The organism is Roseateles sp. P5_D6, from assembly GCF_054049415.1.
In genome coordinates, this window is record NZ_JBFUMK010000010.1 from 211,584 (window position 1) to 230,521 (window position 18,938).

Annotated in this window: 20 protein-coding genes; 10 read left to right on the forward strand and 10 right to left on the reverse strand. The window is 69.2% G+C overall.

All coding sequences use genetic code 11. The features are described from left to right. Positions 1-321 precede the first annotated feature (321 nt). Positions 322-1,575 carry a D-alanyl-D-alanine carboxypeptidase family protein gene (locus tag ACXJKM_RS15770; protein WP_457353533.1) on the forward strand — a complete coding sequence of 418 codons (1,254 nt, stop codon included), beginning with the start codon at positions 322-324 and terminating at the stop codon, positions 1,573-1,575. Positions 1,576-1,590: 15 nt separating this feature from the next. Here ACXJKM_RS15770 and ACXJKM_RS15775 read toward each other — a convergent pair whose 3' ends face one another. The 3 genes from ACXJKM_RS15775 to ACXJKM_RS15785 all read right to left on the reverse strand — a co-directional run bounded on the left by ACXJKM_RS15775 (position 1,591) and on the right by ACXJKM_RS15785 (position 4,233). After that, on the reverse strand, positions 1,591-2,346 hold the full coding sequence (locus ACXJKM_RS15775; protein WP_457353535.1) for a ThuA domain-containing protein: 756 nt from the start codon (positions 2,344-2,346) through the stop codon (positions 1,591-1,593). Beyond that, positions 2,343-3,203: an alpha/beta hydrolase family protein gene (locus ACXJKM_RS15780; RefSeq protein WP_457353537.1), complete on the reverse strand. Its 861-nt coding sequence runs from the start codon at positions 3,201-3,203 to the stop codon at positions 2,343-2,345. Before ACXJKM_RS15780 ends, ACXJKM_RS15775 begins: the two co-directional genes overlap by 4 nt. A gap of 73 nt (positions 3,204-3,276) precedes the next feature. Beyond that, the gene (locus tag ACXJKM_RS15785) at positions 3,277-4,233 is read right to left on the reverse strand and encodes a DMT family transporter (protein ID WP_457353539.1); all 957 of its coding nucleotides are present in this window, start codon (positions 4,231-4,233) and stop codon (positions 3,277-3,279) included. Between the two features lie 132 nt (positions 4,234-4,365). On the opposite strand from ACXJKM_RS15785, the gene ACXJKM_RS15790 reads away from it, so the two are divergent. Continuing rightward, complete coding sequence (locus ACXJKM_RS15790; protein ID WP_457353541.1) at positions 4,366-5,247, forward strand: LysR family transcriptional regulator; 882 nt, start codon at positions 4,366-4,368, stop codon at positions 5,245-5,247. Here ACXJKM_RS15790 and ACXJKM_RS15795 read toward each other — a convergent pair. Continuing rightward, the gene (locus ACXJKM_RS15795) at positions 5,244-6,278 is read right to left on the reverse strand and encodes a hypothetical protein (protein ID WP_457353543.1); all 1,035 of its coding nucleotides are present in this window, start codon (positions 6,276-6,278) and stop codon (positions 5,244-5,246) included. The genes ACXJKM_RS15790 and ACXJKM_RS15795 overlap by 4 nt on opposite strands. 401 nt (positions 6,279-6,679) lie before the next feature. On the opposite strand from ACXJKM_RS15795, the gene ACXJKM_RS15800 reads away from it, so the two are divergent. After that, entirely contained in the window at positions 6,680-8,050 is a 1,371-nt protein-coding gene (locus ACXJKM_RS15800; RefSeq protein ID WP_457353545.1) for an ethanolamine ammonia-lyase subunit EutB, read from the forward strand. A gap of 145 nt (positions 8,051-8,195) precedes the next feature. Then, complete coding sequence (eutC, locus tag ACXJKM_RS15805; protein WP_457353547.1) at positions 8,196-8,990, forward strand: ethanolamine ammonia-lyase subunit EutC; 795 nt, start codon at positions 8,196-8,198, stop codon at positions 8,988-8,990. Here the strand turns inward: eutC and ACXJKM_RS15810 are convergent. From ACXJKM_RS15810 to ACXJKM_RS15825, 4 genes are all read right to left on the reverse strand, one after another. Then, on the reverse strand, positions 8,987-9,184 hold the full coding sequence (locus ACXJKM_RS15810; RefSeq protein ID WP_056191317.1) for a hypothetical protein: 198 nt from the start codon (positions 9,182-9,184) through the stop codon (positions 8,987-8,989). The genes eutC and ACXJKM_RS15810 overlap by 4 nt on opposite strands. A 70-nt stretch (positions 9,185-9,254) precedes the next feature. After that, a complete protein-coding gene (locus tag ACXJKM_RS15815) occupies positions 9,255-9,605 on the reverse strand; it encodes a PRC-barrel domain-containing protein (protein ID WP_056191319.1) in 351 nt (116 codons plus the stop codon). A gap of 202 nt (positions 9,606-9,807) precedes the next feature. Further along, positions 9,808-10,260 carry a RidA family protein gene (locus ACXJKM_RS15820; protein WP_457353549.1) on the reverse strand — a complete coding sequence of 151 codons (453 nt, stop codon included), beginning with the start codon at positions 10,258-10,260 and terminating at the stop codon, positions 9,808-9,810. Continuing rightward, entirely contained in the window at positions 10,257-11,120 is an 864-nt protein-coding gene (locus tag ACXJKM_RS15825) for a TolB family protein (RefSeq protein ID WP_457353551.1), read from the reverse strand. The genes ACXJKM_RS15820 and ACXJKM_RS15825 overlap by 4 nt, the downstream gene beginning before the upstream one ends. Positions 11,121-11,765: 645 nt before the next feature. Between ACXJKM_RS15825 and ku the strand changes: the two genes are divergently transcribed. Continuing rightward, a complete protein-coding gene (ku, locus tag ACXJKM_RS15830) occupies positions 11,766-12,695 on the forward strand; it encodes a non-homologous end joining protein Ku (protein WP_457353553.1) in 930 nt (309 codons plus the stop codon). A 100-nt stretch (positions 12,696-12,795) separates the two neighbouring features. Here ku and ACXJKM_RS15835 read toward each other — a convergent pair whose 3' ends face one another. Then, complete coding sequence (locus tag ACXJKM_RS15835) at positions 12,796-13,728, reverse strand: LysR family transcriptional regulator (RefSeq protein WP_457353555.1); 933 nt, start codon at positions 13,726-13,728, stop codon at positions 12,796-12,798. Positions 13,729-13,816: 88 nt separating this feature from the next. On the opposite strand from ACXJKM_RS15835, the gene ACXJKM_RS15840 reads away from it, so the two are divergent. From ACXJKM_RS15840 to ACXJKM_RS15855, 4 genes are all read left to right on the forward strand, one after another. Further along, complete coding sequence (locus ACXJKM_RS15840; RefSeq protein ID WP_457353557.1) at positions 13,817-14,797, forward strand: MBL fold metallo-hydrolase; 981 nt, start codon at positions 13,817-13,819, stop codon at positions 14,795-14,797. Between the two features lie 3 nt (positions 14,798-14,800). Beyond that, entirely contained in the window at positions 14,801-16,177 is a 1,377-nt protein-coding gene (locus ACXJKM_RS15845) for a M28 family peptidase (RefSeq protein WP_457353559.1), read from the forward strand. 174 nt (positions 16,178-16,351) lie between these two features. Then, positions 16,352-17,110: a cytochrome c oxidase assembly protein gene (locus tag ACXJKM_RS15850; RefSeq protein ID WP_457353561.1), complete on the forward strand. Its 759-nt coding sequence runs from the start codon at positions 16,352-16,354 to the stop codon at positions 17,108-17,110. Beyond that, entirely contained in the window at positions 17,107-17,769 is a 663-nt protein-coding gene (locus tag ACXJKM_RS15855; protein ID WP_457353563.1) for a cytochrome b, read from the forward strand. Before ACXJKM_RS15850 ends, ACXJKM_RS15855 begins: the two co-directional genes overlap by 4 nt. Here the strand turns inward: ACXJKM_RS15855 and ACXJKM_RS15860 are convergent. Next, positions 17,693-18,343 carry a c-type cytochrome gene (locus ACXJKM_RS15860; RefSeq protein ID WP_457353565.1) on the reverse strand — a complete coding sequence of 217 codons (651 nt, stop codon included), beginning with the start codon at positions 18,341-18,343 and terminating at the stop codon, positions 17,693-17,695. The two genes, ACXJKM_RS15855 and ACXJKM_RS15860, sit on opposite strands and share 77 nt — an antisense overlap. On the opposite strand from ACXJKM_RS15860, the gene ACXJKM_RS15865 reads away from it, so the two are divergent. Next, complete coding sequence (locus ACXJKM_RS15865; protein WP_457353567.1) at positions 18,342-18,776, forward strand: c-type cytochrome; 435 nt, start codon at positions 18,342-18,344, stop codon at positions 18,774-18,776. The two genes, ACXJKM_RS15860 and ACXJKM_RS15865, sit on opposite strands and share 2 nt — an antisense overlap. The last annotated feature ends 162 nt before the right edge of the window (positions 18,777-18,938 follow it).

Consider the following 18,938-nt stretch of genomic DNA (forward strand, 5'->3'; position numbering starts at 1 on the left):
TTCAGCTTCGTTGGAGTGCAGTTTGCCCGCGGGATGCGTTCATGGCGGTGAGTGATTGCGCGCCGGCGCAGTTGTAGAGATTCGTGAGATCTCCATCGCCAGGGCCGTTGTAGGCATCCGAGGGGACACAATTGGCCCCCGAATCGCCTGGCGCGATCCCGTGCCGATGACATCCCGAGCGCGATTTCGCCGCCCCGGGCCGGTCCATCGGACACCTGGGGTGCGCTTCGCGCCAGCACAACGAACCGCCCATCTCAGTGATCAGCGAATTGATCGCGAGCGACCGAACTACCTATTGGCTTCTCCAGCAAGCATCTCTCCATGACCCGCACACCGCGCATTTCCCATCTGCTCCCCTGCGTTCTTGCCAGCGCGCTCCTCATCAGCTCCGTCGGGCTCGCCAGCGCCGCTTCGCATGCCAAGCCCCACGCCGCTGCCAAGAAGGCTAAGAAGGCTGCCGCCCCCGCCGAGCAGGCGATCACGACCGACGCGAGCGGGCAGTCGGTGCCGGTGCTCGAGAACAAGGCGTGGGTGCTGATGGACTTCAACACGGGCCAGCTGCTCGCGTCGTCCAACCCGGACGAACCGCTGCCGCCGGCGTCGCTCACCAAGATGATGACCAGCTATCTGGTAGAGCAGGGCCTGAAGAACGGCAAGCTCAAGCCCGACGAGATGGTCACCATGAGCGAGAGCGCCTGGTGCCGCGGCGGCAAGGACGGCGACAGCTGCATGTTCGTGCCGCTCAACGAGAAGGCCTCCTTGATGGACATGCTGCGCGGCGTGGTCATCGCCAGCGGCAACGACGCCTCCAAGGCGCTGGCCGAACACGTCGGCGGCTCGGAGGCCGGCTTCGTCACCCTGATGAATGCCGAAGCCGCCAAGCTCGGCATGACGAAGACGCACTTTGCGAACGCCGCGGGCCTGCCCGACCCCAACAACAAAGCCTCAGCGAAGGACCTGGCCGTGCTGGCCGCGGCCATCATCCGCAACAGCGCCGAGTACTACCCGATCTACGCCGAGCGCGAGTTCACGTACAACAAGATCAAGCAGGGCAACCGAAACGCACTGCTCTACACCGACTCGACCGTCGACGGGCTCAAGACCGGGCACACGGAGGACGCCGGCTATTGCCTGACCGCCTCGTCCAAGCGCAATGGCATGCGCTTGATCTCGGTCATCATGAACGCGAACAGCAAGCAGGCCCGCGCTGACCAGACCCGGGTGTTGTTCAACTGGGGCTACGCCAATTTCGAGGAAGCCACGCCGGCCCAGGCGGGCGCTGCGCTGGCCAACGCCAAGGTGGTGTATGGCGTGGCCCCCGAGGTGGCGGCGGGCCTGGCCAAGCCTTGGACGCTGGTGGTGCCCAAGGGCCAGGCCGCCGCGGTCAAGACCGAGCTGACGCTGAACCCGGGCCTGGAGGCGCCCATCGCCAAGGGTGCCGTGATCGGCAAGGCGGTCGCGGTGGCCAATGGCAAGACGCTGGGCGAGGCGCCGGTCGTGGCGCTGGCTGATGTGGAGCGCGCCGGCTTCTTCCTGCGCATCAAGCAGCGCATCGCCGGCTGGTTCTCGAAGTAGGCCGAACCCGGGTCGTCAGCGCCCGGTGGCGGCCCACCAGATGCCACCCCAGAGGTGGTCCAGGTAGCGCTCGTCGCGGTACATGGCCTGGTTGTGGCCCAGCGCCGTGACGAAAACGCGGCCCTTTTCGTAGGCCTGCCACCAGCTCACCGGGTGGTCGGCGCCCATGCCTTTGGCAACCTGGCCGGGCCAGATCTTCGTGGGGTCGTAGCTGCGCTCGTCCACGGCCAGCACGGGGTGGATCTTCACGCCGTGCGGGTTGCTGAACTCGTACCACTCGTCGCTCCAGATCCAGCGGTCCGGCAGGCCGAAGGTGGCGGGGTGGCTGGCGTCGGTCTTGGTGACGACGGCCGTCTGCAGCATGGGGTGGATGACGAAGGAGCGGCCCACCAGCTTCTCGTACCAGGGCCACAGGCCCGGCTTGCTGATGATGGCGCGGTGCACGACGACGGCGTTGCCGCCGGCTTTCATGTAGCGCTCGAAACCGCCGCGCTGAGCCTCGTTGAACTCCTCGCCCGAGCTGTTGAGCAGCACGACCGCCGCGTACTTGCTCAGGTCGCCCTCGAAGGCGCCGGGCTGGGCCGTCCAGGTCAGCTCGAAGGCGTGCAGCCTGGCCAGCTTCTCGAAGCTCTCGCGCGCCACCGGGATGTACTCGTAGTGGTACTTGGTGGGCATGGCCAGCACGAGGACGGCGAACTGGGTGTCGGCCGCCAGGGCCGGCGTGCTGGCCACGGCGGCGGCCACCGCGAGGGCGTTCAGGGTTTTCTTCATCGTGCGGTCGATTCTTCCAGCAACCACCCGCCCAGCTGCCGCATCGCCGCGGGCGTGCGCGCCAGGCTGCGGTGGTTGGTGCCGGCGAGCTGGTGCACGGTGACGGCCGAGCCGGCATGCTGTAGCGCCTGCACGAGGGTGTGTGAATGCGCGTGCGGCACCTGGCGGTCCTGCTCGGCCAGCAGCACCAGCACCTCGCAGTTCAGCGCGCGGGCGGCGGCGACGCTGTCCAGCGGCGAGCGCAGCCAGGGCGTCAGCGGTGCGAGCAGCAGGTTGCGCCGCAGCACGGCGCGCAGGCTTTTCAGCGGCGTGATGAGCGCGACGCTGGCCACCGGGCGGGCGGCCGCGGCCAGGCGCGCCGCGAGCTGCATGGCCACGCCGGTGCCCAGGCTGCGGCCARCCAGGTGCAGGGCGCCCGGCGGCAAGCCGAGCCGCGCCAGCCCCCAGGCCGCGGCGGCTTCGGCGTCGGCCACGCAGGCGGCCTCGGACGGCCAGCCGCCGCTCTCGCCCAGGCTGCGGTAGTTGAAGGCCAGCAGCGCGCAGTCGTCGGGCAGCCAGCCGGCGAGGTCGGGCGTCCAGGCGACGTTTTCGTTGCGACCGCCAAACCACAGCAGCAGGCGGCGGGGTGCCTCGCCCGCGGGCTGGGTCAGCCAGCCCTGCAGGCGCACGCCGCCGGGGCGCGCCAGCCAGACGGCCTCGCTGCGCCGGCGCGCGGCGGCGGGGCCGGGGTCGGTGCGGCGGATGACCCAGGTGCGGCCGAACAGCAATTTGCCCTGCAGGGCGATGAGGGCGGCCGGCAAGGCAAGCAGGGCGAGCAGGGCCCAGGCCCAGGGCAGGAGAGCGGTCAGCGGTGGCATGGGCGCAGGGAACCTCGGCGGCGTGAGGCGCCGAGGCTAGGCCGCCTGCATGACAGCGTGGTGAGCGCGGGCTTCAACGTGTGCAAGGCGCCGCGTTGCCCAGGGCCACGCGCGGCGCCGGCACCGCGGCGGCCTTGGGCGCCCACACTGTCAGCGCCAGGCCCAGGCCCACCAGCGCCGCGCCGGCGATCTCGTTGGCATGCGGCGCCTCGCCCATCACGGCGTGCACGGCGATGACGGACACCGGCACCATGTTCAGGAACAGCGTCCCCAGCGGCGCGCCGAGCTTCTTCACGCCGGCATTGAAGGCCAGCACGGCGGCCACGGTGGGCACCAGGGCGATGTAGACGAGCTTCGGGCTCAGGCCCAGCAGCAGCTCGGCCGACGGCGCCTCGGCCCAGCCCAGCAGCGTGGCCAGCAGCGCCACCAGTGCCAGCCCCGGCAGCGCGGCGATGGCCGTCAGCGCGGTGTACTCCAGCGGGCTGTGGTCGGGCACCTTGGCCATGGCGCGGGTGTAGAGCACCCAGCCCAGCGTGCCGGTCAGCGTGATGGCGTCGCCCAGCAGCATGCGGGCATTGATCTCACTCGCCTGGCCCAGCAGGTTGGCCACGGTGGCCACACCCGTGAGCGCGAGTGCGGCGCCGAGGATGGCGCGCAGCGGCGGGCGTTGGCCGTCCAGTGCCCAGCGCAGCGCCATGGTCGTGAAGGGCATGGTGGCCATGATGACGGAGCCGTGCGAGGGCAGCGACAGGCGCAGGCCATGGAACACCATGATGCTGAACACGCCATAGCCGGCCAGGCCGACGAGGCTGTGGCGCAGCGCGTGGCGGCGCAGCTTGGCCCAGGGGTGGCTGCCGGCGAAGTGCACCAGCACGGCCAGCACCGCGGTGGCCAGCGTGTAGCGGGAGAAGGTGAACCAGACGGGGTCGAGCTGGGCGACGACGGTCTTGCCGATCAGGAACAGGCTGCCCCAGGTGGAGGTGGCAAAGAGCAGGGCGGTGATGGCGCCGGGCCGGGTGTTGGCGGTCATGGAGGGTCTCCAGACGAATGTCGATGCCTTCACTCTCGGCGCCTGGCGCAATTTCATCCATTCGTTTCGGCCGACCGCCCCGTTCAGAAAATCCACACCCCCGCCCCGCCGCCCCTGAGCAGAATGGCGGCCATGGAGATCTACCAGCTCAAGACCTTTGTCGCCGTGGCCACCGAGGGCAACCTCACGCGCGCCGCGGAGCGCGTGTTCACCAGCCCGCCGGCGGTCAGCGCCCAGCTCAAGGCGCTGGAGGACGAGTTCGGCGTGAAGCTGTTCGAGCGCAGCGCCCGCGGCATGGCGCTGACGGCCGCCGGCGAGCGCCTGCTGGAGGAGGCGCGCCGCACGCTGGCCGCGGCCCAGGGCATGCAGGCGGCGGCCGCGCAGATCCGCGGCGAGGCGCGCGGCCAGGTGCGCATGGGCACGGTCAGCGACGCGGTGGCGCTGCGCCTGGGCGAGGTGTTCGTGCACCTGGCCGAACACCACCCGGGGGTGCAGCTGCAGTTGCAGCAGCTGGTGTCACTGCGCGCCATCGCCGCCGTGCGCCGTGGCGAGCTCGACTGCGCCTGCGTGCTGCACGAGCACGCCGAGATCGAGGGCCTGGAAGTGCGGCGCCTGCAGGCCGCCGAGATCGTGCCCGTGGTGCCGCAACGCCTGCTGATACACGGCGGCCTGCCGCCTGACCTGGCCGGCCTGGCCGCCCTGCCCTGGGTGACGACACCGCCCGACTGCGGCCTGCGCAGCCACCAGGAAAGGCTGTTCAGCCAGGCCGGCGCCGTGCTGGAGGTGGGCCTGCAGGCCGACACCGAGGTGGCGGTGCGCAGCATGGTGGCGGCCGGCATGGGCGCCGGCATGGTGCGGCGCGACCAGGCCACGCTGATGGAAGACGCCGGCCAGGCCCGCATCTGGCCGGGCTGGTCGGCGCCGACCTGGTTCTGCTGGATCAGCAGCCCGGCGGCGCTTGCCGTGCCGGCCGTGGGCGCGGTGCGGGACGCGGTGGCGCTGACCTGGGTTTAAGGCGTCTTGGCCGCGGGTGTGCGCAGCTGGGCGACGGCGGCCTCGAACTGCTGGGCGGCCTGCTTCAGCGCATCCAGCTCGGTGCTGGCTCGCGCCAGTGCCTTTTGGGCTGCGTCACGGGCAGCGGCCTCGCCGCCGGCCGGCGCCGCGGCGATGGCACCCAGGCGGGTCTGGGCCTCGGTCAGCGCGCGGGCGAGCTGGTCGCGCAGCGCGTCCAGGCGGCTCGACAGGCCCTGCGCCTCGTCCAGCTTCTGGCGCCTTGCCGCGTCGACGTCACCCGGCGCGTTGCGCAAGCCCTCAAGGGTCTCGCGATCGCTCTTGATGTGGGCCTCCAGCGCATCGCGCTCGGTGGCCAGAGCCGCCTGCTGGCGCTGCGGGGCCGCGGGGTCGGCGGGCGTGCCCTCGTTGCGCGCACGCAGGCCGTCACCGGCGCTCTTGCTGCCGAAGTAGAAGCCCACCACCGTCGTCAGCAGGGTGATGATGGCGGTGAGCAGCTGCTTTTGCGCGTCCATCGCGCTGGCCGAGGGGCGCGACTCCAGCGTGTAGAGATTGAGCTTGGCATTGGCGCCGGCATCGGTGCCCGAGGCGGCGCGGCCGGGTGAGGCGACGACGACCAGCAGCGAAGGCACCTGCTTGTAGCGCGTGATCTCGTCCGGCAGCCGTGCCAGCGGCACCTCGATCTGCTCGAAGGGCTTGTCGCCGGGGCGGGGCATGCGGGCCTCTTCTTGCGCTTCGCTGAAGAACTTGAGGCCGAACACCGCGAACAGCACCATCACGCCCACGGCCAGCAGCGTGCGCACCGAACCCGAGGGCAGGCCGAAAGCCTCGTTGGCGTCGTTGAGGTTGAGGCCGCCGAAGACGATGGCCGTCAGCGTCAGCGCGGTGGCCATCAGCACCAGCAGGCCGACAAACCAGAGCGCGGAATCGCCTCTCGGGTTCGGCGCCAGCAAGGTGAGCGCCAGGACCGCGCAGATCGCCAGCAGCCCGATGACGCCCCATTTGACCCGCCGGGAAACTTTCTCATCGTCCATGGCAATCTCCCGCGCTGATATGCAGGATCGCGACGCTAACCGCCATGGCCGGGCCGGGCATCCTCAGCTTTGCGGAGCCGGCCGCGTCACACCTTGGTCATGCAAGCGAAGCGGTCGCAGCGCAAACTAAGGGCCTGTTGGCACTGCGAGGATCGGATGCGTTGTGATTCAAAAGCCCGCGAGCAAGGCATGAGGCGCAGACGGGTTTGCTACCCGGCGAGGCCGAGAAACGCCGCGGGCGGGCTTTTGAGTCACAACCCTTCGGGAGAGGGTCTGCGCGGGCGCATGCCGTTGTTGCACGCCTTGCCCGGGCGAGAAGCCCGGGCTTCGGCGTGGCGTCTAGCCCTGCACCCGCGCAAACCCTCTCGCACCGATCCCCGCAGTGCCAACAGGCCCTAGCCATGGCCTACACGCACACCCTCGGCGGCGAGCGCTACAGCTTCGCGGACCTGCGCACCCTGCTCGCCAAAGCCAGCCCGCGGCGCTCGGGGGACGAGCTGGCCGGCGTGGCCGCGGCCAATGCGCGCGAGCGGGTCGCCGCGCAGCTGGCGCTGGCGGACCTGCCGCTGACGACTTTCCTGAACGAAGCCGTCGTGCCCTACGAGAGCGACGAGGTCACGCGGCTGATCGTCGATACGCATGACGCGGCCGCCTTCGCGCCGATCTCGCATTTGACGGTGGGCGGTTTGCGCGACGCGCTGCTGGCAGATGCCGTCGACCCGGCGCAGATCGCCCCGGGCCTGACACCCGAGATGGCCGCTGCCGTCAGCAAGGTCTGCCGCGTGCAGGATCTGATGCTGATTGCGCAGCGCTGCGAGGTCGTCACGCAGTTCCGCAGCACCATTGGCCTGCGCGGCCGGCTGGCCACGCGGCTGCAGCCCAACCACCCGACCGACGACGAGGCCGGCATCGCGGCCAGCCTGCTCGACGGCCTGCTGATGGGCGCGGGCGACGCCGTCATCGGCATCAACCCCGCGACCGACAACCTGCCGCAGGTGATGCGCCTGCTGCAGATGCTGGACGCCGTCATCTCTCACCACGAGATCCCGACGCAGAGCTGCGTGCTGACGCATGTGACGACGACGATCGAGGCCATCGCGCGCGGCGCGCCGGTGGACCTGGTGTTCCAGTCCATCGCCGGCACCGAGGGCGCCAACCGCGGCTTTGGCATCACGCTGGCGGTGCTCGAAGAAGCACGGCAGGCGGCGCTGGCGCTCAAGCGCGGCGGCCGCCACGTCATGTATTTCGAGACCGGCCAGGGCAGTGCGCTGTCCAGCGGCGCCCATCATGGCTGCGACCAGCAGACGCTGGAGTGCCGCGCCTATGCCGTCGCGCGGCGCTTCGAGCCGCTGCTGGTCAACAGCGTGGTCGGCTTCATCGGGCCGGAGTATTTGTTCGACGGCAAGCAGATCCTGCGCGCCGGCCTGGAAGACCACTGCTGCGGCAAGCTGCTCGGCCTGCCCATGGGTGTGGACGTCTGCTTCACCAACCATGCCGAGGCCGATGTCGATGACGTCGACAGCCTGCTCACGCTGCTGTGCGCCGCCGGCTGCAACTACATCATGGGCGTGCCGGGTTCGGACGACATCATGCTGGGCTACCAGAGCACGAGTTTTCACGACGCGCTGGCGATGCGGCGCCTGCTGGGCCTGAGGCCGGCGCCGGAGTTCGAGGCCTGGCTGCAGCGCATGGGCATCTTCGAGGCCGGTGACGTGCCGCGGCTGGCCGAGGGGCTGCCAGCGCGTTTTGCGGTCTTGCTGGAGCAGACGTGAGCGCCGCGCCGGGCCGCCCCAAGCAAGCTCGCTCCCGCTTGGCGGGAGTGAGCCCGGACATGGGATGCCCAGTGGGCATCCCATGCCTGGCGAACGCCTGGCCGCGCTGTCGGCCAGGCAAGGCCGCAGGCCGAAGGGTGCACCAGTGAGCGTCATCGAGCAACCCTGGGCTCGCCTGCGCCGCTACACGGCCGCGCGCATCGGCCTGGGCCGCGCCGGCATCAGCGTGCCGACCGCGGCCCACCTCGCCTTTCAGCAGGCCCATGCCGAGGCGCGCGATGCGGTGCATGCGCCGCTGGATGCCGACACGCTGCTGGCCGGGTTGCGCGCCTTGGGCGAGGCGCCGTTGCGGGCGCAAAGCCGGGCGGCGGACCGGGCGAGCTATCTGCAGCGACCCGACCTCGGCCGGCGGCTCAATGAGGCCGACGCCCAAGCGCTGCAAGAGTTGAACGCACCGGCAAGCGACCTCGCCTTCGTGTTGGCGGACGGCTTGTCGGCCCTGGCCCTGCAGCGCCAGGCCCTGCCGCTATTCACGGCGCTGCGCGAGCAGCTGTTGCGGGAAGGCGGCTGGACCTGGGCGCCACCGGTCGTCGCGACGCAGGCTCGCGTGGCTCTTGGAGATGAGATCGGCGCGCTGCTGCATGCGCGCTGTGTCGTGGTGCTGATCGGCGAGCGGCCGGGGCTGTCGGCGCCGGACAGCCTGGGTGTTTATTTCAGCTGGGCACCGCACCTCGGGCTGGCTGATGCCGAGCGCAACWGCATCTCCAACGTGCGCCCCGAAGGATTGCCACCGCCAGCGGCCGCGGCCAAGCTGCACGCGCTGCTAGGCCTCGCGCGATCACGGCAAGTGAGCGGCATTGGGCTCAAGGATGAAGCGGACGAACGCGGCCTGCCGCACGCGGCGACGGCGGCGCCGCTGATGCGCCTGTTGGGCGGTTAGCGGCCCGGCCGGGGCGTCATCGTGTCGATGCCCGCGCCGGGGTCTTCCTCACCGGCCACGGAGTCATCGAAGGCGCCGTTCTTCACGTCGCGCGCGGGCCGCTGCTTGGCGGTGGGCCGCTCGACATCGCCGGCCTGTGGTGCGGCCGGTGCGGGCTCGGGCGGGATCGGCGGGGTGCGGGTCGGGTCAGGCATGGGGCCTCCGGGGTTCAATAAAAAGGGGCGGCAGCGCCGCCCCTTCGATCAGCAAGCGGCGAGAGCTTGCTTACATCCACCAGGTCGAGCCGTAGTAGTCATAGACCTTGCGGCCGTACTCGTCGTTGTAGGTGGGCGTTTCGTCGCTCGGGTAGCGCGGTGCGCGCTCCAGCTGGGCCTTGTCGACGTTGACGACATAGCCATCCTTGCTGGTGTCGTACTTCAGCTGATCCCATGGCAGCGGGTAGCGGTCGGTGCCCATACCGAGGAAGCCGCCGAACTCCAGCGCCGCGTAACGAACCTGGCCGGACTTCTTGTCGATGACGAGGTCGTCGATGGAGCCGAGCTTGTCGCCGCTGGGGCTGTAGACCTTGGTACCTTCGACCTTGGAGGAAGAGATGGTGGGAGTGACGCTGGCCATGATGGAACTCCTGGAAAGTTGAACACGGGTCACGGGGCAGGCTTTAACCCGCTCCGCCAGGTGCTGTGCACCATGCGTTGAATATGCTTGTTATGGCGGGGCCTGGCAGTCGGGCTAAGCGCCCAGCCCTTGTAGGAACCGGCCGACCGGCGGCCCGTTCTCGTCCACGCAGATCTGCCCCTGGCGGGACACATGCCTGGCGTCAGTCGGCCGCGATGGCCTCGATCTCCAGCAGCCAGTCGCTGTCGTAGATGCCGGCGATCAGCACGGTCAACGCCGGGCTGCGCGCGCCCAGCACCTCGCGGCGGATGGCGGAGTTCTCCAGGGCGTGTTTGCGGTCACCGAGATAGGTCGTGACCTTGACGAGGTGGTCCAGCGTCATGCCGGCCGCGCGCAGCTGGGCGTCGATGTGGGCCCAGACGAGGCGGCATTGCCCGGCGAAATCCTTGGGCACGGCGCCCGCCTTGTCGACCGGGATCTGGCCGCTGATGAAGAGCAGGCGCGACGGCGCCCGAAGCTCCAGGGCCTGGGCATAGCCACCCGACGGGGCGGGCGCTTCGGCGGCATTGATGGCGCGGGTCTTGGCCATGGCGGCTCCTGCGGTGGATGTCGTTGTCGCCAGGCCCAGGGCCAGGGTGCGGCGGGTGAGATTCATGGCTTGCTCCCGGGGCAGGCCGGCGGCCAGGTGGAGTCGGCGCCGGTTTGCAGGTCGATGACGAAGAGCTCGCCCGAACGCTCGCCGTCGGCCTGGGCAAACAGCAGCCGGTCGGCCTTGGGCGACAGCAGCGGGCCGACCTGGAAGACGTCATCGCGCGCCGGCACCCGGCCCAGGGGCCGCCAGCCGTCGCCGCCGCGCGCGAAGCGGTAGAGGTGGGAGCGGCCCTCGCGGTCGGACACGACGACGGCCTGGCTGCCGTCGCGCGACATCTCCACCTCGTAATCGTTGCTGGGCGTGTTCAGTGGCGAGCCCAGGTTGGCGACACGCCAGCCGCCGTCGGCTCGGGGCGTGGCCACGTAGACGTCATTGCCGCCCAGGCCGCCGGGGCGGTCGGAGCCGAAGAAGAGGCGGCCGTCGGGCAGGCGGCGTGGCAGCAGCTCGGATTGCGCTGAGTTGATGGGTTCGGGCAGGCGCCGTGGGGCACCCCAGCCGCCGCGGCCGTCGCTGTCGGCGACCCAGATGTCCAGGTCGTCGCCTCGCTTGCCGGGGAAGGGCCGGTTGGACACGAACCAGAGCTGTCGGCCGTCGGCCGTGATGAAAGGGTCAGCCTCGCTGGCCGGCAGCGGCGCCGCGATGGCCAGCGGCACGGCCTCGCTCCAGCCCCGCGGGCCGCAGCTCGACTGCATGAGGCGGTAGGCCGAGAACTGCGGGTTGGCGCGCATGAAGATCATCGTGCGGCCGTCGGGGGCGAAGCTCGGCGAGGACTCGTACTGATCGGTCGAGACGCGCTCGGGCGTCCATCGCGAGGGGGCGCTTGCCGCGGTGGCGGCGAGAGCGAGAGTCAGCAGGGCCTTCATGCCGGTCTTTCGATGTCAGGTCGGTCGCAGTCTTGCGCCCGCAAGCCCGGCCTGACCTTTCGCATCGCGGATTCCGGGGACGAGGGCCTGCTAACACTACGGCAATGGGTCGCGTTGAGGCCAGAAGGGCCGCGAGCAAGGCGCAAAGCGGAGCCGGGTTGGCCACCCGGCGAGCACTTGCAACGCCGCGCGCGGCCTTTCTGGCCTCAACCCTTCGGGAAGGCCCGTCGCCAGGGGCCACTCGGCGTTGCACCGCTTGCCCGCACATCAGTGCGGGCGGCGTGCTGCGTCTTGATTGGCCCCTGGCAGCGAGCCTTCGCGACCCATTGCCGTAGCGTTAACAGGCCCTGGTCGGCGCAGACCTACAACCGGACGGTCCGGCCGCCGACGGCGCGGCCGCAGCGGGTCGCCCATAGTGTCGGGGTCACGTTGACCGATTCCGAAATGCCGCCCCGACAGAGATTTCAGCAATTGACCGCGGCCGTACTGGTCGCCGTGGCTGGCCTGACCGCCTGCCGCAAGGAAGTGCCGCCACCGCCAAGACCCGATGAGGTGCCCAGGCCCAAGGCGGCGGCTTCTTCGGCCTATGCCTTGCCCACCGCGTACGCGCGGTTTGGCCGCTGAGGCAAGCACCGAGGCAAAGACATGGCAGGCCCCAGCGCCAATCCCCGCGCCATCTGGAAGGGCGCCATCTCCTTTGGCCTCGTGCACGTGCCCGTGTCCCTGCACAGCGCCACGCAGGAGCAGGAGATCGATTTCGACTGGCTGGACAAGCGCAGCATGGACCCGGTGGGCTACAAGCGCATCAACAAGCGCACCGGCAAGGAGATCGACAAGGAACACATCGTCAAGGGCGTCAAGCTCGAGGGCGACGAGTACGTGGTGCTGTCCGACGACGAGATCAAGGCCGCCTACCCCAAGCGCACGCAGACCATCCAGATCGAGAACTTCGTCAAGGCGGCGGACGTGTCCTTCGTCTACATCGAGAAGCCTTACTACCTCGCACCGGATGGCCGGGCCGATCGCGTCTATGCGCTGCTGCGCGAAGCGCTGGAGAAAGCCGGTGTCATCGGCATCGCGCGCTTCGTGCTGCACAACAAGGAGCACCTCGCGGCGCTGATCCCGGCCGGCCCAGCGTTGATGCTGGGCGTGCTGCGCTGGGCCGAGGAGATCCGCTCGCCCGATGCGCTGGACTTGCCTAAGGTGGGAGCCGCTGGCGCTGCGGGCGTCAAGCCCGCCGAGCTGAAGATGGCCCAGCAGCTCATCAATCAGATGACTGCGGCCTGGAAGCCCGAGAAGTTCAAGGACGACTTCACGAGCGCCATCCATGAGCTGGTCAAGCGCAAGGCCAAGGCCGGCAAGACGGCGACCGTGCAGCCCTTCGAAGAGGCGCCGGACACGAGCAGCAGCAATGTCGTCGACCTGACCGAGCTGCTGAAGCAGAGCTTGGGCGGCAAGGCGCGCAAGGCCGAGAAGGCGGCGAAGGCACCGGCCGATAAGGCGCCGGCGAAGAAGGCGGCAGCCAAGCCCGCGGCCAAGCGTGGCGCGGCAAACCGCGGCAGGAAGGCCGCGTGAATTCAGGCGCACCGACGTCCTGCGGGAACACCTTTCGCCGGTGGTTCGACTGCGCCGCCGAAGACGTCGCCGAGTTCTGCTCTGGTCCGCTGACGGCAAGTCAAGAGCTGGCGGAGGCCTGATCGGTCAGCAGCTCCCATTCGCCGCGAAGGCTCTTGAGCGCGTAGTCGGCAAAGTGGCGTACGCGCGGGGCCAGATGCAATGCATGCGGGTACACGACATGCAGCGGTGCGCTGGGGATGCCGTATCGGCCCAGCACGCGCACCAGCGTTCCATCCCTCAGCTCCGAGCCCACATCCCATATTGACTTGAGAAAGATCCCGCCGCCGGCGAGCGCGAGTGCTTTGGCCGCGTTGCCGTCATTGCACAGGAAGGTCGCGTTCACCTCGGCCGAGACCGGTTTGCCTTCATGCTGGAAGAGCCAGTGCCGCGTGCTTCGCGTGCCGTAGAGGATGCAGTTGTGCGCTGAGAGCGCAGCAGGCGTGTCGGGAGAGCCGAAGCGCAGCAAATAGTCCGGCGCGGCGCACAGGACGAGCTCGCTGTCGGCGATGTGGCGTGCCGTCATCGTCGAGTCGTTGAGCACCCCGAAGCGCAGCGCCAGGTCAATGCCTTGTTCCACGAGATCCACGACGTCGTCGCTCAAGACGATCTCGATCCGCAACGCCGGATGCATGGCCTGGAACTGCGCCGCCAGGGGGGCGAGATAGCGCGTGCCCAGCATGCGCGGTGCCGTCACCCGCAGGTGCCCGTTGATGTCGGTGCGGCTGTGCTGCATCACCACCTCGGCCTGCTGCACCTCCGCAAGGATGCGCACGCAATGCAGGTGGAAGCGTTCGCCTTCCTGCGTCATGGACTGCCGCCGCGTGGTCCGGTTGAGCAGGCGAACGCCCATGCGCGCCTCGAGGGCGGCCAGGCGTTTGCTGACCACTGCCAGCGACAGGCCCAGCGCGTTCGCGGCCCCCGTGAGGCTGCCGGCACTGGCGACCTTGTCGAAGATCGTCAGCTCGGCCAGGTTGTCGATCATTGTTTCCATATCGTTGATTGTGAAATAGCTATATCGATCTTTATAAACAAGATGGCGATAAATATAGTGGCTTTCATCGCTTAACAGGAGCCTCACGATGAAACGCACCTTCCTTGCGGCCTTCCTGGCCGCCACTGTCGCCACCAGCCTGGTCGCCCCGGTCTCGTCCGCGGCCGAGGCGCCTGCGACCAAGGTGAGCCGCTATCAAGCCGGCTACTACCACTTCAAGCTCGGCGACTTCGAGATCGCGGCACTCTCCGACGGCACACTGCCGATCCCGACGCTGAAGCTGCTGACCAACGCCCAGCCCGGCGAGGTGGCGTCGCGCCTGGCGGACACGTATCAGACGACCGAGGTCGATGCCTCGATCAACGCCTACCTGATCCGGGCCGGCAACCGCCTGATCCTGATGGACGCCGGCACCGGCGAGCTTTACGGCCCGACGTTGAACAAGCTCGAGGCCAGTCTCAAGGCGGTGGGCGTCACGCCGGCGCAGATCACCGACATCCTGATCACGCACATCCACACCGACCACACCGGTGGCTTGATGGATGGCCAGCGCATCGTGTTTCCCAACGCCACGGTCCACATCGAGCAGAAGGAGGTCGCGCACTGGCTGAATCCCGACAACCGCGCGCGGGCGCCGGAGGCGGCGAAGAAGTACTTCGACGAGGCTTCGGCCAAGGTGCAGCCCTATGTCGATGCCGGCAAGGTGAAGACGTTCTCCGGCGCGACCGAGCTGTTCGCCGGCATCCGTTCCATCCCCGCTCCGGGCCACACACCGGGCCACACGTTCTACGCGCTCGAGAGCAAGGGCGAGAAGCTGGTGTTCTGGGGCGACCTGGTTCACGTGGCGGAAGTCCAGATGCCCAACCCGGGCGTGACGATCGTCTTCGACGTCGATCCCAAGGCCGCCGCAGCAACGCGCAAGAAGGCTTTCGCCGACGCGGTCAAGGGCCGGTACTGGGTCGCGGCCGACCACATCTCGTTCCCCGGCGTCGGCCATCTGCGCCGCGATGGCACAGGCTACCGGTGGGTCCCCATGACCTACGTGAACGACCACTACGAGGCGAGGTGAACCATGGCCCAGCGGTTGCTGAATCACTCCGCGGCACTGCTGCTGGCCGCGTGTCTTGCAAGCCCTTTCGCGGGCGCTGAAACGTTGCCGGCTTCCGCAGCGAACGAAGCGACCGCCGGGCTCCTGAGGGAACGCGCGCTGGCGGACAGCGGGGCGTACAAGATCGTCGCATCGCTGACCACGGAGGTCGGCGCGCGCCCCGCCGGGTCCGAGGCCGACGCCCGCGCGGTGGCGTGGGCCGTGGCGAAGTTCCGTGCGCTGGGCTACGACAAGGTCTACACGGAGCCCGTCAAGTTCACGGCTTGGCGCCGGCTGTCCGAGAGCGCCGAGGTGATTGCGCCGCTCACGCAGCGCCTTGCCGTGACCGCGCTGGGCAACAGCGTGGGAACCGACGGCCCGCTCGATGCCGAGATCGTGCGATTCCAAGACTTCGAAGCGTTGCAGTCGGCGCCGGCCGAATCGGTGCGCGGCAGGATCGTCGTGCTCACCCGGCGCATGGAACGCGACCGCGATGGGTCGGGATACGCGCGGGTCCTGCAGATGCGCAGCAGTGCTGCCTCGTTGGCCGCCACCAAGGGCGCCGTGGCGCTGCTGATCAGATCCTTGGGAACCGACGACAACCGGCTGCCGCACACCGGCAGCGTGAACTACGCTCCCGGGAACGCGATTCCGGCCGCCGCCATCTCGGGCCCGGATGCGGATCTCCTTGAACGGCTGGGGCTTCGATATCCCTCGGTACGGCTGCGCCTGAACATCGCGACGCAAACACAGACCGACAGCACCTCGTACAACGTGATCGGCGAGATCACCGGGCAAGACGCCAAGGGGGAGATCGTGATGATGTCTGCGCATCTCGACTCCTGGGATCTGGGCACGGGCGCAGTCGACGACGGGTTCGGCGTGGCCCTGACCATGGCAGCCGGGGCGTTGATCAAGCAGCTGCCCCAGGCACCCCGCCGCACGATCCGCGTGGTGTTGTTCGCCAATGAGGAGAACGGCTTCGATGGTGCACGCGCCTATGCGGCGCGCGATGCGGGCGATCTGTCGCGGCACTATCTGGCGATCGAAAGCGATTGGGGCGCAGGGCCAATCTACGCGTTGCGTCATCCGCCGCTGGACGCTGAGCTCACGGCACGGCTGTCACGCGCGCTGGCTCCGCTGGGCATCACGCTCGACGGTGCCGCTGGCGCACCGGGACCGGATCTGGGCTTCCTGGCCAAGCGTGGCGTGCCGTGGATCCAGCTCGCACAGGATGCCACGGACCTCTTCGATCATCATCACAGCGCCAATGACACCTTGGACAAGATCGACCCCGCGTCCTTGAACCAGAACGTCGCCGCCTACACGACGTTTGCCTGGCTGGCAGCGAACGCGCCGTAGATATGCGCAAGCTCGCCATCTCGGCGATTGAAACGGCGCTCAAGGGCTGAACGGGCTACGGCAAAAGTTGCCGCAAAGCCTTGCGCTCCCGGACCGGCCCCCTCTCGTGGGGCGGCCACGAACGCGGGCAAGTCGTGTGCCCGTGCAGCGTTGAACTAGACGCGGAAGACGACCATGGACGGCCGGTGGATTCCCTATTGCGGCGAGGCGCCCGGCCCGGACGCTTGGCTGAGCCGATGGAACCTCGACCCGGTGCTCGGCACGGGCCTCGTGCTGCTGGCGCTGGCACTGTGGCGGCCGTCAGCGGCGCAGGCTGCAACGCCGAGACAGCTGCGCTGCCTGCGCTGCGCCTGGGCGTTGGCGGCCCTGCTCTACGTGTCGCCGCTGTGTGCGCTGAGCTCGGCGTTCTTCACCATACGGGTGGTCCATCACATGGCCCTGGTGCTGGCGATGGCGCCGTTGCTGGCCATCGGGCTGGAACGCTGGCTGCGCCGCCTGCCGACACCGCTGTGGACCAGCACCGCCGTCGCCACCGTCACGTTCTGGACCTGGCATGCGCCCGCGCCTTACGCGGCGGCCCTGTCGTCGGTGGCCCTGTACGCACTGATGCAGTTCACGCTGCTGGCCAGCGCGGTCGCCTTCTGGGTCGCGGTGCGGCGCTCCGGCGCGGTCGCTGCAACGGGCGCCATCCTCGCCACGACGGTGCTGATGGGGTTGCTGGGTGCGCTGATCACGTTCGCCGCGCGGCCGCTGTATGCGCCGCACTTCGCATCGGCGCTGAGCTGGGGCGTCTCGCCGCTGCAGGACCAGCAGCTCGCCGGCATCGTGATGTGGGCGCCAGGCAGCATGGCCTACCTGGCCGCCGCGATGTGGATAGGCTGGCGCTGGATGCGCGCTGAACGTGCACGCGGCCTGCGTGCCGGGCCGGCATGAATCTCGTTGCCGCCATCGAATGGGCCGAGGGCCATCACCGGCGCGGGCTGTATTCGCCGATCGGCGTGGCCTTTCACTGGGCGATGGCGGCGCTGATGATCTTCCAGCTGGCCTATGGCTGGTACCTGGGCTGGCAGCCGGCGGGCGGCGACAAGTACATCGGCTACCAGACCCACACGGAGGTCGGGCTGGCGATCATGCTGCTGGGCACGCTGCGCTTCCTGTGGCGCAGCCAGATCGGCACCCCCGACAACGTCGACGAGTCATCGTTCTCGGGCAGGGCCAGCCATGTGCTGGAGGTCTGGTTCTATTTCAGCTTCTTCGCGCTGCCGATCAGCGGCTGGGTCATGTGGTCCACGCTGCCCAGTGACCTGCCGCTGTCGATCGCCGGTGTGATTCCCTTCCCCAACCTGCCCTTCGACCAGTTGTCCGAGGGCCTGCAGCACCGCCTGATGCAGTGGGCCGCGACGGCGCACACCTGGGTCGTCTGGATCACGGCGCTGGCCATTCCCGGCCACGCCGGGGCGGCCGTGCTGCATTACGTGATCAAGCGCGACCGCGTGCTGCCCTCGATGTTCGACCTCAACGGGCCGCAGGCGCCGGGCGTGGTGGGATCCGCGCCAGATAAAGGCTCAGCTGATGAACCTCCTCGGGCTTGAGCCGCTGGGCCGCTGTCAGCATCTGATGATTGCCGTCATTGCGCCGCTTCGACACCTGCCAGTCCTGCAGCTGCTGGGCGAGGTAGAAGGCCGGCTGGGCATTCAGCGGCGGCCCCTTCGCGCTGCCGCTCCCTTCATCGCCATGGCACTGCTGGCAGGCCGCGGCGTACAGCGCCGGGGTCGTCGCGGCGATGGCTTCGGCGGTGGCGGGCGGCAAGGCCTGGGGCGGCAGGCCGGCGTAGTAGTGGGCCACCCGCACGCGTTCGGCGCTGTCGAGAAAGCGCGCCACGTCGCGCATGACCTCGTGCGCCCGCAGCCCTGCCGCGTAATCCTCCATCTGCTTTTGCAGGTAGCCCGCCGGCAGGCCGGCCAGGCGAGGTGCGTCGAAACCATTGCCCTCGCCGCGCGCGCCGTGGCAGCTCACGCAGGCGTAGCGCGCGCCGCCTTCGCCGCCACTCATCGCGATCAGCTCGCCGCCGCGGCCGAAGCGGTCGTCGCTCGGGCTCATGCGATCGGTGCAGGCGGCGGCCAGCAGCGTGAGGATGATGAGAGTGAGAAGAGACAGGTGGCGCATGGCGGGTGAATCATCATCCCTGGCAAAGGAAGCGCCGAGCAAGTCCCAGCGATGCGCTGCGCGCGAGGGACTTGTTCGGCGCTTCCTATTCGTGCTCGCCTGTGCCTTCCTCGCCGCCTGCGATGGCCCGCCCGACCGCACGCCGACCCTGGGCGACGCGGACGCCGCACGGGGCCGGCAGCTCGTGGCCGACAAGGGCTGCGTGGCCTGCCACACCTTCCCCGACGTGAAATGGCCGCGTGGAGGGCTCGGGCCGTCGCTCGAGAACTTCGGCAGGCAAGGCCTGATCGCAGGGCAGCTGCCGAACCAGCCCGGCTTGTTGATGCAGTTCGTTCGCAACGCACCGTCGATGGTGCCCGGCACGGCCATGCCGGCCATTCCCATGTCCGACCAGGAAGCTCGCGATGTCACCGCCTACCTCCTCACGCTATAGGGCCTGTCATCCTATGAATCCCCCCCGCGTGGCACCCCACAGAGCCTGCAATCTAGGCGCAAACCGCAGCCGGGGTGGGGCCCCGGCGAGGATTTGCAACGACGAGTGCAGGCTCTGTGGGGCGCCACCCGAAGGGCCGGGGCTGCAAGGGGCGCCCCGCGT

Coding starts and splice junctions, on each gene's coding strand:
- ACXJKM_RS15785 (WP_457353539.1), bottom strand. CDS start 4,233: ATGACCGCCAACACCCGGCCCGGCGCCATCACCGCCCTGCTCTTTGCC.
- ACXJKM_RS15795 (WP_457353543.1), bottom strand. CDS start 6,278: ATGGACGATGAGAAAGTTTCCCGGCGGGTCAAATGGGGCGTCATCGGG.
- ACXJKM_RS15840 (WP_457353557.1), top strand. CDS start 13,817: ATGAAACGCACCTTCCTTGCGGCCTTCCTGGCCGCCACTGTCGCCACC.
- ku (WP_457353553.1), top strand. CDS start 11,766: ATGGCAGGCCCCAGCGCCAATCCCCGCGCCATCTGGAAGGGCGCCATC.
- ACXJKM_RS15815 (WP_056191319.1), bottom strand. CDS start 9,605: ATGGCCAGCGTCACTCCCACCATCTCTTCCTCCAAGGTCGAAGGTACC.
- ACXJKM_RS15775 (WP_457353535.1), bottom strand. CDS start 2,346: ATGAAGAAAACCCTGAACGCCCTCGCGGTGGCCGCCGCCGTGGCCAGC.
- ACXJKM_RS15820 (WP_457353549.1), bottom strand. CDS start 10,260: ATGAATCTCACCCGCCGCACCCTGGCCCTGGGCCTGGCGACAACGACA.
- ACXJKM_RS15825 (WP_457353551.1), bottom strand. CDS start 11,120: ATGAAGGCCCTGCTGACTCTCGCTCTCGCCGCCACCGCGGCAAGCGCC.
- ACXJKM_RS15845 (WP_457353559.1), top strand. CDS start 14,801: ATGGCCCAGCGGTTGCTGAATCACTCCGCGGCACTGCTGCTGGCCGCG.
- ACXJKM_RS15865 (WP_457353567.1), top strand. CDS start 18,342: ATGGCGGGTGAATCATCATCCCTGGCAAAGGAAGCGCCGAGCAAGTCC.
- ACXJKM_RS15835 (WP_457353555.1), bottom strand. CDS start 13,728: ATGGAAACAATGATCGACAACCTGGCCGAGCTGACGATCTTCGACAAG.
- ACXJKM_RS15810 (WP_056191317.1), bottom strand. CDS start 9,184: ATGCCTGACCCGACCCGCACCCCGCCGATCCCGCCCGAGCCCGCACCG.
- ACXJKM_RS15770 (WP_457353533.1), top strand. CDS start 322: ATGACCCGCACACCGCGCATTTCCCATCTGCTCCCCTGCGTTCTTGCC.
- ACXJKM_RS15855 (WP_457353563.1), top strand. CDS start 17,107: ATGAATCTCGTTGCCGCCATCGAATGGGCCGAGGGCCATCACCGGCGC.
- ACXJKM_RS15850 (WP_457353561.1), top strand. CDS start 16,352: ATGGACGGCCGGTGGATTCCCTATTGCGGCGAGGCGCCCGGCCCGGAC.
- ACXJKM_RS15800 (WP_457353545.1), top strand. CDS start 6,680: ATGGCCTACACGCACACCCTCGGCGGCGAGCGCTACAGCTTCGCGGAC.
- ACXJKM_RS15790 (WP_457353541.1), top strand. CDS start 4,366: ATGGAGATCTACCAGCTCAAGACCTTTGTCGCCGTGGCCACCGAGGGC.
- ACXJKM_RS15860 (WP_457353565.1), bottom strand. CDS start 18,343: ATGCGCCACCTGTCTCTTCTCACTCTCATCATCCTCACGCTGCTGGCC.